The sequence below is a fragment of the Comamonas sp. A7-5 genome, from assembly GCF_039581385.1.
Classification (GTDB): domain Bacteria; phylum Pseudomonadota; class Gammaproteobacteria; order Burkholderiales; family Burkholderiaceae_C; genus Comamonas; species Comamonas thiooxydans.
Map to the genome: position 1 here is coordinate 1 of NZ_JBCPWO010000024.1, position 16367 is coordinate 16367.

Consider the following 16367-nt stretch of genomic DNA (forward strand, 5'->3'; position numbering starts at 1 on the left):
CGCGGCCGTTGATGCGGGCTACGCGCCCAACGACCTGCAAGTGGGCCAGACGGGCAAGATCGTGGCGCCTCAGCTGTACATCGCCTGCGGCATCTCGGGCGCGATCCAGCATCTGGCGGGCATGAAGGACTCCAAGGTGATCGTGGCGATCAACAAGGACCCCGAAGCACCGATCTTCTCGGTGGCCGATTACGGGCTGGAAGCCGATCTGTTCCAGGCCGTGCCGGAGCTGGTGAAGGCGATCTAAGCCTTGCCATGGCACCGCGCAACAAGGCGGTGTCAACGGCCCGGACAACGTTGTCCGGGCCATGGTCAGAGCGGCACACAAGGATGTGCCCCGGCCCCACCTGGTTCAGAGATTCAGGAGACAAGACATGCAGATTTCCCTTGACCGACGCAGCCTGGTGCTCGCCACAGCCGCTTTTGTGACTGCCGCAGGCATCGGCGCATCAGCCTGGGCACAGTCCGGCGACTATCCCGCGCGACCGGTCACGCTGATCGTGCCGTTCCCGGCCGGCGGCCCCACAGACCGCCATATGCGTACGCTGGCCGACATCGCAGGCAAGCACCTGGGCCAGCCCATCATCGTCGAGAACAAGCCCGGCGCGGGCGGCACGCTGGGCCCCGGCGCCATGGCGCGCACCGCCAAGCCCGACGGCTACACCATCACCCAGTTCCCCATGTCCATGCTGCGCATGGCACATATGCAAAAAACCGCCTGGAACCCGTTGACCGATTTCACCTACATCATCGGTGTCTCGGGCTATACCTTCGGTTTCACGGTGCGCTCGGACTCGCCCTACAAGAGCTTCAACGAGTACATCGCCGCCGCGCGCAAGACTCCTGGCAAGATCGAATACGGCTCCACGGGCATAGGTTCCTCGCCGCATCTGCTGATGGAGGAGCTGGCCGAGAACGCCAAGGTCACTCTCAATCATGTGCCTTTCAAGGGCAATGCCGACCTGCAGCAGGCCCTGCTGGGCGGCCATGTGGCCGCGCAAAGCGATGCCTCGGGCTGGGACACCTATGTGAATGGCGGCCAGATGCGCCTGCTCATGACCTTTGGCGAAAAGCGCACCCAGCGCTGGCCCGACGTACCCACGGCCAAGGAACTGGGCTATGGCGTGGTCTCCACCTCGCCCTACGGCCTGGCGGGGCCCAAGGGCATGGACCCGGCCGTGGTGCGCAAGCTGCACGACGCCTTCAAGAAGGCCATGGACGATCCGCGCCATGTCGAGGTGCTCAGGCAGCTCAACCAGGACGCCTGGTACCGCTCGGGTGCCGACTATGCGCAATGGGTGCGCGAGGCCTACGCCAAGGACAAGGTCCTGATCGACCGCCTGGGCCTGGCTGCCAAATAGGCCTGTCCTCCAATGCGCCCGCAGGGCCGTGGGGCCCGCAGGTGCAGTCCGCTTGAGATTCGTGAATTCCTGAAACGGAGTCCCTCATGACTGTTTCCTTGCCTTCGCCCGATGCACCCTTCACCACGCTGGCCGAGCTGATCCGCAGCCATGCGCGCCAGCAGCCCGGCCATGCGGCGCTGCGCGACGACCAGCAGACGCTGAGCTACGCCCAGCTCGACGCCCTCATGGACCGCGTGGCCGCAGCCTTGCAGCGCGAAGGTGTGCAGCCCGGCAAGGCCATCGCCATCTGCGCGTTGAGCTCGGTGCGCTATGCAGCTCTGTTCCTGGGAGCCCTGCGAGCGGGCGTGGTGGTCGCGCCGCTGGCGCCATCCTCCACGGCCGAGAGCCTGGCTTCCATGTTGCGCGATGCCCAGGCACGCCATCTGTTCCTCGACAAGGCGGCCCAGGACCTGGTGCCCGCAGACACCGGACTGCAATGCATCTCGCTGGACGGCGTGGCGCCGGGCCGTGCCTTCGAGGACTGGCTGGCGCCCGAAGGCGCGCAGCCCGCTGCCGTGAGCCTTGCGCCCGAGGCACCGTTCAACATCATTTATTCCTCGGGCACCACGGGGACTCCCAAGGGCATCGTGCAGTCGCACGGCATGCGCTGGACCCATATCAACCGGGGCGGTGTCTATGGCTACGGCCCCGAGGGCACGACGCTGCTGGCCACGCCGCTGTACTCCAACACCACGCTGGTGGTGTTCTTCCCCACGCTGGGCAGCGGCGGCTGCGTGGTGCTCATGCCCAAGTTCGACGCGGGGCGCTATTTGCAACTGGCCCAGCAGCACCGCGTCACCCACACCATGCTGGTGCCCGTGCAGTACCAGCGCATCATGGCACTGCCGCAGTTCGGCGAGCATGACCTGTCGAGCTTTCAGGCCAAGTTCTGCACCAGCGCGCCGTTCCGGGCCGAGCTCAAGGCCGATGTGGTGGCGCGCTGGCCCGGCAGCCTCACCGAGTTCTATGGCATGACCGAGGGAGGGGGCACCTGCATTCTCGAAGCCCATCTGAACCCGGACAAGCTGCATACCGTGGGCAAGCCTGCCGAAGGCCATGACATCCGCCTCATCGACGAGGAGGGCCGCGAGGTCGCTCCCGGCGCGGACGGCGAGGTCGTGGGCCATTCGGCCAGCATGATGAGCGGCTACCACCACCAGCCCGCCAAGACGCGCGAGGCCGAATGGTTCGATGCCACGGGCAAGCGCTTCATCCGTACGGGCGATGTGGGCCGCTTTGATGCCGACGGCTTTCTGACCCTGTTCGACCGCCGCAAGGACATGATCATCAGCGGCGGCTTCAACATCTATCCCAGCGACCTGGAGGCCCAACTGCGCGCGCATCCGGCCGTGGACGACGTGGCCGTTGTCGGCGTGCCCTCCGAGCAATGGGGCGAGACGCCCGTGGCCTATGTGGTGTCGCGCACTGGCCAGCCGGCCCGGCCCGAGGAGATCATGGGCTGGTACAACCAGCAAGCCGGCAAGACCCAGCGTCTGGCCGACCTGCGCTTCATCGCCGAGCTGCCGCGCAGTGCCATCGGCAAGGTTCTCAAGCGCGAGCTGCGCGACCAGTACGCTGCGGAGCACTGAGCCTGTCTTCCATTTCACGATGCCCATCACGAGACATATCCCATGAGCCATGACACCACGATGTCCGAAGTCCGCCGCCAGGTGACGCCCGAGGAGTGGCAGACCCGCGTCGAACTGGCTGCCGCCTACCGGCTGGTCGCCCACTTCGGCTGGGACGACCTGATCTTCACCCACATCTCGGCACGCGTGCCGGGCCAGCCCGGCCAGTTCCTGATCAATCCCTACGGCATGCTGTTCGACGAGATCACTGCGTCCAGCCTGGTCAAGGTCGATCACGAAGGCCAGCCGTTGATGGAAACCGAGTACGACGTCAACCCCGCCGGCTTCGTCATCCACAGCGCCATCCACGACGGCCGGCCCGAGGTGCAGTGTGTGCTGCACACGCACACTCGCTACGGCGTGGCCGTGTCGGCGCAAAAGGATGGACTGCTGCCCATCTCGCAGCAGTCCATCTTCCCGCTGGTGCGTCTGGCCTATCACGACTACGAGGGCGTGGCTCTGCGCGATGACGAGAAGCCGCGTCTGGTGGACGATCTGGGTGCGAGCAACTTCCTCATCCTGCGAAACCACGGGCTGCTCACCTGCGGCCGCAGCGTGGCCGAGGCCGTGCTGGCCATGTACACGCTGGAGTCGGCCTGCCGCATCCAGATCCTCGCGCAGTCGGGCGGCAGCGAGCTGACGCGTATCCCGCAGCCCATCATTGCCGACGCGGTCAACCAGTCGCGTCAGGTCACCAAGGGCAAGGGCGCGGGCCTGGCCTGGCCGGGCCTGTTGCGCCGTCTGGATCGCATCGATCCGTCTTACAAGGACTGAAGGAAACCATGGGAATTCTGGTCAACATCCACCCCAGCATGGGCACGCCCATCGTCGAGTCGCTGCGTGCGCTGGCACCCGATCTGCGCGTCTGGGCCCACCGCGACGAGGCGCCTGCCACCGAAGTCGAAGCCATGCTCGCCTGGAGCCTCAAGCCCGGCGTGCTGCCGGCCTATCCGCAACTCAAGCTGCTGTGCGCACCCAGTGCCGGTGTGGACAAGCTGCTGGCCGTGCCCGATCTGCCGGCTGGCCTGCCCGTGGCGCGCACCGTCGATCCGCAGCAGCATGTGGAGATCGCCCAGTATGTGGTCGGCACCGCGCTGCGCCATACGCGCGAGCTGGATTTATTCGCGCGCCAGCAGCAGGCGGGTGACTGGCTGCGCCGCCCCGTGCGCGCCAGCGCCGACTGCCGCGTGGGCATTCTGGGTCTGGGCGAGGTCGGTCGCTTCGTGGCTGCTGCCATGCAGGCCGTGGGCTATCCTGTCGCGGGCTGGAGCCGCAGCGCCAAGAACATTGCCGGCCTGACCACCCACAGCGGTGCCGAGGGTCTGCAGCAACTGCTGTCGGGCAGCGACATTCTGGTCTGCGCCTTGCCGCTTACGCACGAGACGCGCGATCTGCTGAACCGCCGCACGCTCTCCCTGCTGCCGCGCGGAGCCTATTTCATCAATGTGGGGCGCGGCGAGCAAGTGGTCGAGGATGAACTGCTGGCTCTGCTCGACGAAGGCCATCTGGCCGGCGCCGCGCTGGACGTGCTGCGCGAGGAACCGCCCCAGCCCGGCAACAAGGTGTGGGGGCACCCCAAGGCCTTTGTCACTCCGCATATCGCGGCTCAGGCTTCAGCCGACACCGTGGCCCGCCAGTGCCTGGAGAATCTGCGCCGCCTGCGTGCGGGCGAGCCCTTGCTCAACCTGGTGGACGTGGCCCGCGGATACTGAGACGTATTTCCCTTTCTCTTTCCCTTTCCCTGTCGCGCTGCCGCGCGGCGCTTTATCCTTGCAAGAACCAAGAGACATTCATGCCTTCGACATCTCGCCGCAGCTTTCTTCAATCGAGCGCCGCAGCCGGCGCCGCCATGCTGGCTCCCTCGGCCTGGGCCCAGAGCCCCTGGCCCTCCAAGCCCATACGCATCGTCGTCCCCTACACGGCGGGCGGCTTCACCGATCAGATGGCACGTCTGCTGCAAGTGGGTTTGCAGAAAGCGCTGGGCCAGCCCATCGTCATCGAAAACAAGCCTGGTGCGAACAGTCTCATCGGTGTGGATCAGGTGGCAAAGTCTGCACCTGATGGCTACACGTTCGGCGTGGTGATTGCCGCTTATGCGGCCAACACCACGCTGTATCCCAAGCTGCCCTACAACCCCGGCAAGGATCTGGTCGGCGTGTCTCTGATGGGGATCTCGCCTCTGGTTGCAGCAGTATCCAACAATGCTCCGTTCAAGACCACGCGGGAGCTGATTGCCTATGCCAAGGCACATCCTGGCAAGGTCAGCTTTGGCTCCTCGGGAAGCGGCTCCAGCGCGCATCTGACAACCGAGTTGATGAAGCTGCTGACCAAGACGGATATGACTCATGTGCCCTACAAGGGGGCAGCACCGGCACTGACCGACCTCATGGGTGGTCAGATCCCGCTGTTCCTCGATCCTCCGCCCAATCTGATCCAGCCTGCCAAGGCCGGTCGCATTCGTCTGATTGGCGTGGCCAGCGAAAAGCGACTGGCGGTTTTGCCCGATGTACCGACATTTGCCGAGCAAGGCATCCCCGACCTGATGGGCAGCACCTGGGCAGCAATGATTGCACCGGCAGGAGTGCCCAAGGAGATCGTGCAGCGCATGTCCGCCGAAGTCGCTCGCATCATTCGCAGTCCTGAGATTTCGCAGCGCATGCAGCAGACCATGGGTACGTTCGCAGAAGGTTCGACACCGGAGGAGTGCGATCGCTTCATTGCCGCTGAAACTGCCAAGTGGGGCAAGGTCATTCGCGAGGCCAAGGTCACGCTGGAGTGATGGCAGCGCCTGCGGCGGGCCATGCGCGGAAGGCCGCGATAGCTGCCAAGCCGTTTTTCATGGCTTGCTTCATCGCAGTGCGCCATGCAGGCAGCCGCAGATCGGGAATGTGGTGCGGCCGCACGCCAGGCCGGTTCAGCTTCCGCGAAGCGTCTGGCAGGCCCTGAGCGCTTTCGCCTTCAGGGCCTGATCGCCGGAGTTCTCTCAACGCAGGGAAAACCGCGCTATAATCGCTATCTCTTTAGGGGAGTCGCCAAGCTGGTTAAGGCACTGGATTTTGATTCCAGCATGCGAAGGTTCGAATCCTTCTTCCCCTGCCAAGATATAAAAGCCCCGGTTGTTTATACAGCTGGGGCTTTTTCTTTGTGCTCGATGCGCATCTGCCATCTCTGGAAGTGGGCCTGCTATCGCTATTGAGTGATGCTCATGCTGTGCATCTTCCAAGCGTCCGAAGCGCGGGGATTTCGCAAAAGTCCACTTTTCAATCGGAACCCACCGGGCGAGGCACCACGCAGCGCCAGACCACCCTGTTGCTGCAATGAAGCCGGCTTGATGCCGGTGTGTGAATAGCATCAGCTGGGTATCGGCCAGGCAACAGGCTGGCAGATGCGCAGCGATACAACCGCAGAGGCAGGTGCCACTGTTTTACAAAACAGTGGCAATTTTTTTACCTGGGCTTTACAATCCGCGCGGAAATGAAATTGAGATTGATTCTCGTTCTGTTTATTTGCTGCCAGCCCGTATACGGTCTCTCCGTTCCAGCCACAGCGTCATTGGTACTTCGGCATTTCCCTGCCTGAAGAGAACACCCAGGTTTGTTTTTTACGCTCATGCTGGAACGCTCGCTTTGCCCCGTAGCCGGGGCTTTCCCATTTCGTCTTCATGCCACGGCCGTGGCTGTCAGCATGGCCTGCCTGCTGCCCTGCGTCAGCCATGCACAAGAGGATGCCGCCTCGACACTTGCGGAAGTGACGGTGCAGGAAAAGGCCATTCCCAATGTATATGGGGAGTCAAGCGACTCCTATGTGGCCGCTGGAGTGGAGGTCGGCAAGGCGGCGCAGTCTTTGCGCGAGGTTCCGCAGTCGGTGACGGTGGTGACGCGCCAGCGCATGGACGATCAGGCCATGCGCACGCTCGATGATGTGATGAAGTACACCACCGGGATCACGCGCGAAGAGACCTGGCTTGACACCACCTATCTGTCCCGCGGCATGAACATCACCAACTTCCGGTTCGATGGCGGTGCTGCCAGCTCCTCTCGTTCAGGCAGCCGCAGTCTGGACATGGCGCAGTTCGACAGCGTCAGCGTTCTGCGCGGGGCCGACGGCCTGTTCGGCGCGGGCGAGGCGGGCGGAGTTCTGAACTTCACCTACAAGCGGCCCCAGGCCAAGCGTCAGACGCAGGTTCTGCTTTCGGGCGGAACCATGAGCAACTATCGCGCTGAGCTCGACACCACGGGGGCGCTGAACGAAAGCGGAACCCTGCGTGGCCGTTTCGTGGCCGTGAACCATGACCGCAAGGAAATGGCAGCCCCATCCAAGCTCAAGCGGCAGCTGCTGTATGGGGCGCTGGAGATGGACCTGACGTCCAGCACAGTTGCCACGTTGGGTGCCAGCTATCAGAAAGATAGAAATACGGGCTTCAATGCCAGCCTGCCGCGCTATGCGGACGGCAGCGATATCGGCTTTGCGCGCAATACCAACTTTGGCGCCCCCTGGAACTGGATCAATCGCGAAAACACCACGGTCTTTGCCAAGCTCGAGCAGCAGCTGGGCAACGACTGGCTGCTCAAGACCCAGCTCAGACACACCCGCTTCAATGAGGGCGTGAATGGCGCGGAGATCGAAAGTTCGCCGGATCCCGTCACGCTGCAGGGGGCGGACTGGTGGATTCATCAAGCCAAGTCACGCGAGCGTGAAACCAGCTTCGACATCAATTTGCAGGGCAGCTTTGATGCCTTGGGTCAGCGCCATGATGTGATCCTGGGTCTGGATCAGCACCGCAACAGCAATACCAACCGAAGCCTGTGGCCCAGAGTGGGGCCGGCCGACGTCTTCAACCGGATTCCACCGCAGGATCCGGGCTATCCGCTCGGTGACTGGACCAGCGGCTCGCAGGGCAAGACGCAAAAAAGCGGCCTCTATGGCTCGCTGCGCTTGCGTCCCGTGGAGCGTTGGTCAGTGGTGCTTGGCGGACGCTATGTGCTGCAGGATCGCAATACCCAGCACGACATGAACGGAGCTCTCACAGCCAGCAGCCGGGAATCGAATGTCTTTGTACCCTATATGGGGCTGATGCATGAGCTGACCAAGTCCACCAATCTGTATTTCAGCACCGCCGAGATCTATCAGTCTCAGGCCGGAAAATTCTCTGCACCGCTGCCAGGGACGCCTCTGGATCCTGTGCGTGGCCGTACCTACGAGCTGGGCGTCAAAAGCGAGCTGACCCCCAATCTGTTTGCCAGTGCGGCATTGTTTCGTACCGATAAAAAAGGCGAAGCCGTTTACGACCCCGCTTACCCCCAGACCGATTGGCGCGGCGGTTGCTGCTATTTCCGCGACGGCTTCAAGCTGAGCCAGGGCATCGATCTGGAGATGACGGGACGAATCACCCCCAATCTCCAACTGGCGGTGGGCTATACCTACAACAGCAACGAAGACAGACGCAAGGACAGCGCGCAGTTCAGCACGGTCACTCCGCGCCATCTGTTCAAGGCCTGGGCGGACTATCGCTTGAGCGGCGATTTGCGCGGCTGGAGCGTGGGCGGCGGTGTGGTGGCGCAGAGCTCGAACTACCGGGCCTCGGGCATCAGCGCTTACAACCCGGCTACGGGCCGTTATGACGGAGCCTGGACACCTTACAACTTCACTTCCCCGGGCTATGCGGTCTGGTCGGCACGTGCTGCCTATGCGCTCAACAAGGACTGGAGCGTAGCCGTGAATGTCGGCAACCTGTTCGACAAGACCTACTACAGCACGGTTGGTTATGCGGGCTACGGCAACTTCTACGGCGAAAAGCGTACCGTTACCGTGTCGCTCAAGGGCCGTTTCTGACGGGGTGTAGAAATGTCGCAATCTGATGGGCTGAGCTCTGACTGGGGACTGGGATCGCGTCTGGCTGCTGCAGTGCTGGGAGGCTATGCCGTCTCCAGTGCCTGGGTGGTTTTATGTGGTGCGATGAGTCAAGCCCGACTCGAGACCATGGTGGGGGGCATGCAGTCCAGTTGGCTGTGGTACGTGGCTGTGGTGATTGGTGCCTTCAGCCCGGCATCGGCGCGTCGGATCTGGGGCGTGCTGCTCATTCTGATTCTCGCCATGCTTGCAGCCACTGCGGCCTTGATCTTGCTGAAAGGACGCTGATGCAGCCGGCAAAGAAGGAATCGGGCGCGGGCAAAGGCAGCTTCCGTCAGGCTCAGGCATGGCTGCATACCTGGTGCGGCCTGTGGTTCTCCTGGCTGCTGTATGCCGTTTTTCTGACGGGTACCCTGGCCGTCTTCGAGGAGCCCATCACCCACTGGATGACCCCGGAGCATCATGCGCATGAGCAGGCCGAGGCCCTGCAGGCAGGCTCTGAGCGGGAGACGGCGTCTTCTATGAGTCAGCGTCTGCAGTGGGGCATGGCATATATGCAGAGGCAGCACCCGGGGGCGGACATGTGGGAGCTGTGGCCTGCGGACGCCAAAGGAGGCGGGGACTTGCGCGTCTACTGGTTCGATCGCGACGGCCAGTATGCGGCGGCCCAGCTGGATCCTGCGTCCGGAAATGCCGTGGATGCTTCCGAAGTTCCCAGGGTGCGCCAGACATTGGGCGGTCATCATTTTGTGGATTTCCACTATCAGCTGCACGCGGGTCAGCTCGGTCTCTGGATCGTGGGCATCGCTGCGCTTGCCATGCTGGTGGCGCTGGTCAGCGGAGTGATTACCCATAGACGAATCTTCAAGGACTTCTTCACATTCCGTGCCCGCAAAGGGCAGAGAAGCTGGCTGGACATGCACAACGCCGTGGCGGTGCTGACGCTTCCTTTCCAGTTCATGATCGCCTATACAGGCATCGCCATATCTTGCTCGACCTTCATGCCTGCCGGTATTGCAGCCTACTTTGGTACCGGTGCCGAAGCCGTCAAGTCTTTCCAGGTGGCGCTGAATGAACCGGGCAAGCCGCAGCGTTCGGGCCAGGCCATGTCCGTACCGGATCTGGAGTCCTTCGTGCTGCGCGGGCAGGCCTTGATCGGGCAACCGGTGCGCGCGGTGGTGATTGATTACCCGGGCGATGCGGCTGCACGCATCGGCATCTATGGATGGAATGACGCCGACGATCTGAGCAAGCGTCTCAGCCCCAGCAGCGGCATGGCCATGTTCTCGGCCGCCACTGGAGAGTTGCAGCAGTTGCGCTTGCCAGGAGGTGTGGATGGCGGTGCGGCATCACTCACGCAATCGGTGATCGGCGGGCTGCATATGGCGACTTATGGCGGGCTGCCGCTGAAGTGGATGTACTTCATTTGCGGGCTGGCCGGAAGCGCCATGATGGCCACTGGAGCGATTCTCTTCATGGTCAAACGGCGGGGCAAGCATCAGGGGGAGTTTGGCTCCAGCACATCCACGGTCTACCGAATGATTGAAGCCGCGAATGTGGCGGCCATCGTGGGACTGGGCATCGCATGTGTGGGATTTTTGTGGGCCAATCGTTTGCTGCCTGTCGAGATTTCGCAACGCTCCAGATGGGAATTGGTGGTGTTTTTTGCGCTGTGGATTCTGGCTCTCATACATGCGCTGCTGAGGTCGCCTCCACTGGCATGGCGTGATCAGATGGCAGCACTGGCTGTGCTTTGTCTCCTGTTGCCTTTGCTGAATCTCGTGACGACTGGAGATCAACTTGCTGCATACCTTCTCGATGGTGACTGGGAGGGCGCGGGGGTAGAACTTTTTGCCGTTGCTGTCGGAGTGGCGGCGGCTGGTGCCTGGGCCTGGATGCGCAAGACATCGGGCTTGAAGCCTGCGCGAAAGCAAATGGCTCGTGAATTGTCGAAGGGCCTGCCTGTGGCTGCGGACGCAAGTGCAGCAAAGCAAGGGAGCCTGTCATGACCTTGTGGCAGTCATCCTTGCAGGCCTTTGCTCTTTCGATGGGGGGCATGACGGCTCTCGCTTTTGCCATGGACCGCCATTATGCGCAATTGACATCTCTGGACGAGGTGCCGACAGCGCATCGTATGGCGCTGCGTGTGCTGGGAGCATTGCTTTTGCTGGCCGTCTGCCTGCCTGCCATGCGTGGGTGGAGTGCATCGGTTGGCAGCGTGCTCGTGCTGGGCTTCTGGGGTCTGGGGGCTCTCGCGACGGTCGCGGGGCTTTCCTGGTCGGCTCGACACCTGGCTGTGGCAGCCGCCGTGACGGCGCTGCTGGGGAGCGTCAGCTGCCTTTGGTGACGGAACCCTTGAAGCGCGCAAGGCTTCTGATCTTCAATCGCTCCAATTCATGCCGTGGCCATGGGTTTCAGCAGCGACTGCGAATTGTTTTCTGGAAAGTGCAACGTTCATGACGGTGGGACAAATCAAACGCTGGGGCTGCCTCGGGCTGCTGCTGGTCTGTGCCGGAGGTATTGCCTTGTGGTGGGGGAGTCGGCCCAGGGTCGAGTACCAAAGTGTTGCGGTGCATCGCGGCGATGTGGAGTCCACCGTCACTGCCATCGGTACTTTGCAGCCCAGAACCTATGTGGATGTGGGGGCTCAGGTTTCAGGGCAGATCACCCGTTTGCTGGTCAGTCCTGGGGCCAGGGTCGAGAAAGGTGCATTGCTGGTGGAGATCGATCCCAGCGTGCAGCGCGCCACAGTGGATGCAGGAAGAGCATCGCTGGCGAGCCTGCGGGCCCAGATCGCGGAGCAGCAGGCACAGCTGAAACTGGCTGGCCAGCAGCTGAAACGACAGCAGCAACTGGCCGCCGAAGAGGCCACAAGGCAGGAGGATGTGCAGATTGCCGAGGCCCAGGTTGCCGGGGCTGCGGCGCGCATCGACCATCTCAAGGCTCAGATGCAGCAAACACAGGCCAGCCTCAAGGCTGACGAAGCACGTCTGGGCTATACCCGCATCTATGCGCCGATGTCCGGCACGGTGGTATCCGTCGATGCGCGTGAAGGCCAGACTCTGAATGCGACCTATCAGACGCCGAATATTTTGCGCATTGCCGATCTCACGGCCATGACGGTCTGGACCGATGTGTCGGAAGCCGACGTGCGGCGTGTGAGAGCGGACATGCCCGTTTATTTCACGACTCTGGGCAGTGCAGGTCAGGAACAGGCGCGGCGCTGGAACAGCCGAGTGCGGCAGGTGCTGCCTGCGCCGCCGGCCAGCGTTGCCCCCGCCGCGGGCAATGCGGCGACACCTGCGGCGGCCACCAAGGCCGTGACCTATACGGCATTGTTCGACGTGGATAACAAGGATGCGGAACTGCTGCCGCAGATGACGGCCCAGGTGGTCTTTGTGACCGGTAGTGCCGAGCAGGCCTTGACGGTTCCATTGACAGCTCTTCAGTCTGAGAAAGATCAGCAATCGCAGAGCGTTCGGGTACTGACAGCCAAGCGGAAGCCCGAGCAGCGAAACGTGAAGCTCGGCGTACGAAGTCGCCATCAGGTGCAGGTGCTCGATGGTGTGGCCGAGGGCGAGCGGGTCATCGTCGGCGAAACCCTGATTCCCGGCGGCCTGCGGTGGCTGCAATGGTGAGTGCGATGGAGCAGGCTGCGCTGATTTCGCTGCGCGGCATCCGCAAGCACTATGGCGGAGTGGGCGATCAGCCCTCGGTGACCGTGTTGCACGGCATTGATCTGGATATTCGCGCGGGTGAGTATGTGGCCGTCGTCGGCAGCTCCGGTTCGGGCAAGTCCACCTTGATGAATATCCTGGGCTGCCTTGATAAGGCAAGCGAAGGTTGCTATCGGTTTCAAGGGAAGGACGTGTCCCTGCTGGACTCGGACGCCCTGGCCTGGTTGCGTCGTGAAGCCTTCGGCTTCGTGTTTCAGGGCTATCACCTGATTCCCAGTGAAAGTGCCTCGGAGAATGTGCAGATGCCTGCGATTTATGCAGGCCTGGCCAAGGAGCAGCGGGTGCAAAGAGCCCAGCTCCTGCTCGAGCGCCTGGGGCTGGGGTCGCGTCTGGGAAATCGTCCCAATCAGCTATCGGGCGGTCAGCAGCAGCGTGTGTCCATTGCGCGGGCGTTGATGAATGGCGGCCACATCATTTTGGCCGACGAGCCGACCGGGGCGCTTGACTCGCATAGCGGCGCCGAGGTGATGGCTTTGCTGCGCGAGCTGGCCGATGCGGGACACACCATCATCGTGATCACGCATGACCGCGAAGTTGCGGCTCAGGCAAGGCGTGTCATCGAAATCAGCGATGGACGTGTCGTCAATGACAGTGCTCCCGATGGCATTCAGAGCCGCGCAGAGGTTCCTCCATTGACCCCGCAGCGCAACACCGCAACATCGGCAATATCCTGGGTGGCTGAGATTTCCGAAGCTGCACGCAGTGCCTGGCGCGGCATGCGCATGAACCGGGTGCGCACCAGCCTGACCTTGCTGGGCATCGTGATCGGCGTGGCCTCGGTGATCGTCATGCTGGCCATCGGCGAGGGCGCACGGCGCAAAGTGGTCGAGCAGATGGGCACCATGGGAACAGCCATTCTCTATATGGGCAGCAAGCCGCCGGCCAGCGGCGGACCTGCGGGCCAGATCACCGAAGACGATCTGGCCGCCATGCGGGAGTTGCCGGCGATACGCAGAGTAATGCCCGTCATTGGGGACCCTGTCACGGTGCGCTATGGCAAGGCCGACAAGCAGGTCTATGTGTTTGCGGCCAGCGAGGAGATGCCGCTGGTTCACCATTGGCGCGTTGCCCAGGGCCGCTACTTCACCGATGTGGAAGACCGCGATCTGGCTCCTCTGGTGGTGATAGGCCACAAGGCGCACCAGCATTTTTTCCCCGAGGTGGCCAATCCCCTGGGGCTGCAGCTGATCATCGGGAACTCGGCGTTCGAAGTCATCGGTGTCATGAGCGAGCGTGGGGCTGACTCTGGCGCTCAGGACTATGACGACATGGTCTTCATTCCCTATCAGTCGGGGCGCGCGAGAGTCTATCAAGCGCAGACGCAGCCCGATTACGTGGTCGTGGAGGCCAGCTCCTCGGAGCAGGTCCATGAAGCCGAGGGATCGATCCGCAGCCTTCTGCTGGCGCGGCACGGGGGGCGGGAAGACTTCGGAATCGGCAATGCAGCAGCTCGTATTCAGGCCGAAGCAGCAACACGCCAGAGCATGGCCGTGATGCTGGGGTTGATTGCGGCAGTTTCACTGGTGGTCGGAGGCATCGGAGTCATGAACGTGATGCTGATGACGGTACGGGAGCGCACCAGGGAGATCGGCATTCGCATGGCAGTGGGGGCTCGCCAGCGTGACATCCTGCGCCAGTTCCTTACGGAAGCCAGCATGGTGACCATTGTGGGGGGGGGTGTCGGTCTGCTTGCAGGGCTGGGCATCGGAATGACACTTCTTGTCTCGGGCGTGCCTGTGATTTTTTCGATGAAAGCCATGCTGGGGGCATTTGCCTGTGCGGTGCTCACCGGTCTGGTGTTTGGCTTCATGCCTGCCAGGACGGCGGCGCGTCTGGAGCCCGTGCGAGCATTGGCGGGAGAGTAGGCATGTACAAATGGAACGCAGTGCTGGCGGCTCTTGCTCTGGCTGGATGCGCGACAACGCAATCCAGTGACGAGACCCGGGGAATGTCTCTCGATATTCCTCATGCCTGGGCGCAGGAGCAGGGAGCAGAAAGCGAACAAGTCAGCGCCAGTTGGTGGCACGGTTTTGGCAGCCCGGAGCTCAGCGCACTGGTTGAGCAAGCCAGGACTCAAAGTCTGGATGTGGCGGCTGCCGTCGCGAGAGTGCAGCAGGCGGATGCCCGGGCAGTTTATGCACGTGCGGCCCTGGTGCCGGATTTGAATGCAGATTTCGGGGCCACAAGATCTGCAGCGATGAACAGTCATACGGAAAGAGACGCCAGCACTTGGCGAGTGGGTCTGTCGAGTAGCTACGAGCTGGACTTCTGGGGGCGCCAGCGTGCATTGAGAGACGCCGCAGAGTCCAACAGGCAGGCCAGCGTGTTTGACCGTGAGACCGTGAGGTTGACGGTCACTGCCTCAGTCGCCCAGGCCTGGCTCCAGTGTGTGGGCTTGCGCGAGCGCGCCGCGATTGCCCAGCTCAATCTGGAGATTTCCGAGCGGCTCTTGAAGCTGGTCGAGTCCAGAGCCCGTTATGGTGCAGCGACCTCCGTGGAACTGGCACAGCAGCGTGGCCAGGTTGCTGCACAGCAGCGTGTTGTGGCTTTGCTCCGAAAACAGATTGCAGATGCGCACGCGGTGCTGGCACTACTGTCGGGGCAATGGACTATGGATCTTGTGAGCGAGACCAGTCTTTCGAATCTGGCGATTCCAGGCGTTCGCCAGGGTACGCCCGCGGATCTGATCACACGCAGGCCGGATGTGGCGAAAGCGGAGGCTCAATTGCTCGCGGCGGATGCGAATCTTGCCGCTGCCAGAGCAGCCATGCTGCCCCGCGTGACGCTGACTGCGGGCCTGAGCTCCGAGAGCGAAAAGCTCAGCAGGCTGTTGGAGAATCCCCTGTCTTCTCTGGCTGCGGGAATTCTGGCGCCGATCTTTGATGCAGGGCGACTTGCTTCGAACCGGGAGCTGGCTGCAGCGCAAAAGCAGGAGCTTGTGATCGGCTACCGCAAGGCCATTCTTCAAGCCTTCAATGATGTTCAAACTGCATTGAATGCAGTTGACGGCGCAGAAAGACAGGCGGTGGTTCAGGCGCAGGAAGTGGCTCAGGCCCAGAGGGCTCTTTCGCTGGCGGAAAGCCGATACAAGGCCGGGGCGGACAACTTGCAGACCTTGCTGGATGTGCAGCGTGTGGCCTATCAGAGCCGAGACCTGGCAGTTCAAATACGACAGGAGCGCCTTCAGGCGAGCATTGCGCTTTACAGAGCCTTGGGGGGAGGCTGGAGGCGAGTGCCGGAAGGGCCCGAGAGTTGAGGGGCGTAAGCGTAATTCAACGGTTGAGGGCAGCAGGACTGCGTCCGACCGTTGCCAGAATTGGCGTGCTTCAAGTCCTGCTGAGTTCTGCTCCCCTTGCTCTCAGCAGAGATGAGATATATCGCCAGCTATACCTTCGGGGGACTCCTGTCAGTGTGGGAACTGTCATGCAGGTAGTGGCACAGCTAAGCAGGCTGGGTGTTGTGCATCACAACGGCAGACAGGGGCGTGAGTCTGGCTATCTGTTTTTGAGTTGAGTGAATCCGCAAGAACACTTCAATCTGGGGGCGGCATTCGCACTCATCCTGCAGTCAAAGGGTTCATGTAGAAAGAAAAGGCTTCTGAATTCCCTTCTTCAAGTCGATTTCATCTCGGTTGTCGCCTTTTGAATTAGGCCGGCGGCACCCCAGTGGAAGCTGGGCGACAAGGAACACATCGCCCGGAATCCAGCACGTTGCAATCTTTCTTGAGAATCCCCCGAGCCTCGCGACAT

General features: G+C 62.2%; 13 protein-coding genes and 1 tRNA gene. All 14 read left to right on the top strand.

The window, feature by feature from the left end:
• Positions 1-247 (top strand): FAD-binding protein (locus AAIL67_RS23515; RefSeq protein WP_280009554.1); only part of this gene is annotated, 247 nt, incomplete at its 5' end.
• 127 nt (positions 248-374) lie between these two features.
• Complete coding sequence (locus tag AAIL67_RS23520) at positions 375-1361, top strand: tripartite tricarboxylate transporter substrate binding protein (RefSeq protein ID WP_063665431.1); 987 nt, start codon at positions 375-377, stop codon at positions 1359-1361.
• Positions 1362-1447: 86 nt separating this feature from the next.
• Positions 1448-2992 (top strand): class I adenylate-forming enzyme family protein, encoded by a 1545-nt coding sequence (locus AAIL67_RS23525; protein WP_063665430.1) that lies wholly within the window; start codon positions 1448-1450, stop codon positions 2990-2992.
• A 42-nt stretch (positions 2993-3034) separates the two neighbouring features.
• A complete protein-coding gene (locus AAIL67_RS23530) occupies positions 3035-3805 on the top strand; it encodes a class II aldolase/adducin family protein (RefSeq protein WP_034408385.1) in 771 nt (256 codons plus the stop codon).
• Positions 3806-3813: 8 nt separating this feature from the next.
• The gene (locus AAIL67_RS23535; RefSeq protein WP_034408382.1) at positions 3814-4743 is read left to right on the top strand and encodes a glyoxylate/hydroxypyruvate reductase A; all 930 of its coding nucleotides are present in this window, start codon (positions 3814-3816) and stop codon (positions 4741-4743) included.
• Between the two features lie 80 nt (positions 4744-4823).
• Positions 4824-5810, top strand: coding sequence for a tripartite tricarboxylate transporter substrate binding protein (locus AAIL67_RS23540; RefSeq protein ID WP_343485264.1), 987 nt, complete (start codon positions 4824-4826; stop codon positions 5808-5810).
• A gap of 243 nt (positions 5811-6053) precedes the next feature.
• A tRNA-Gln gene (locus AAIL67_RS23545) sits at positions 6054-6130 on the top strand.
• A gap of 510 nt (positions 6131-6640) precedes the next feature.
• The gene (locus AAIL67_RS23550) at positions 6641-8863 is read left to right on the top strand and encodes a TonB-dependent siderophore receptor (RefSeq protein ID WP_343485265.1); all 2223 of its coding nucleotides are present in this window, start codon (positions 6641-6643) and stop codon (positions 8861-8863) included.
• A 12-nt stretch (positions 8864-8875) separates the two neighbouring features.
• Entirely contained in the window at positions 8876-9169 is a 294-nt protein-coding gene (locus AAIL67_RS23555) for a hypothetical protein (protein WP_224648690.1), read from the top strand.
• Positions 9169-10890 carry a PepSY-associated TM helix domain-containing protein gene (locus AAIL67_RS23560; protein ID WP_343485266.1) on the top strand — a complete coding sequence of 574 codons (1722 nt, stop codon included), beginning with the start codon at positions 9169-9171 and terminating at the stop codon, positions 10888-10890. The genes AAIL67_RS23555 and AAIL67_RS23560 overlap by 1 nt, the downstream gene beginning before the upstream one ends.
• Positions 10887-11228 (top strand): DUF3325 domain-containing protein, encoded by a 342-nt coding sequence (locus AAIL67_RS23565; protein ID WP_063665426.1) that lies wholly within the window; start codon positions 10887-10889, stop codon positions 11226-11228. The genes AAIL67_RS23560 and AAIL67_RS23565 overlap by 4 nt, the downstream gene beginning before the upstream one ends.
• A gap of 109 nt (positions 11229-11337) precedes the next feature.
• Complete coding sequence (locus AAIL67_RS23570; RefSeq protein ID WP_343485267.1) at positions 11338-12519, top strand: efflux RND transporter periplasmic adaptor subunit; 1182 nt, start codon at positions 11338-11340, stop codon at positions 12517-12519.
• 5 nt (positions 12520-12524) lie between these two features.
• Complete coding sequence (locus tag AAIL67_RS23575; protein WP_343485276.1) at positions 12525-14483, top strand: ABC transporter permease; 1959 nt, start codon at positions 12525-12527, stop codon at positions 14481-14483.
• Positions 14484-14485: 2 nt separating this feature from the next.
• Complete coding sequence (locus AAIL67_RS23580) at positions 14486-15874, top strand: efflux transporter outer membrane subunit (protein ID WP_343485268.1); 1389 nt, start codon at positions 14486-14488, stop codon at positions 15872-15874.
• Positions 15875-16367: the final 493 nt, after the last annotated feature.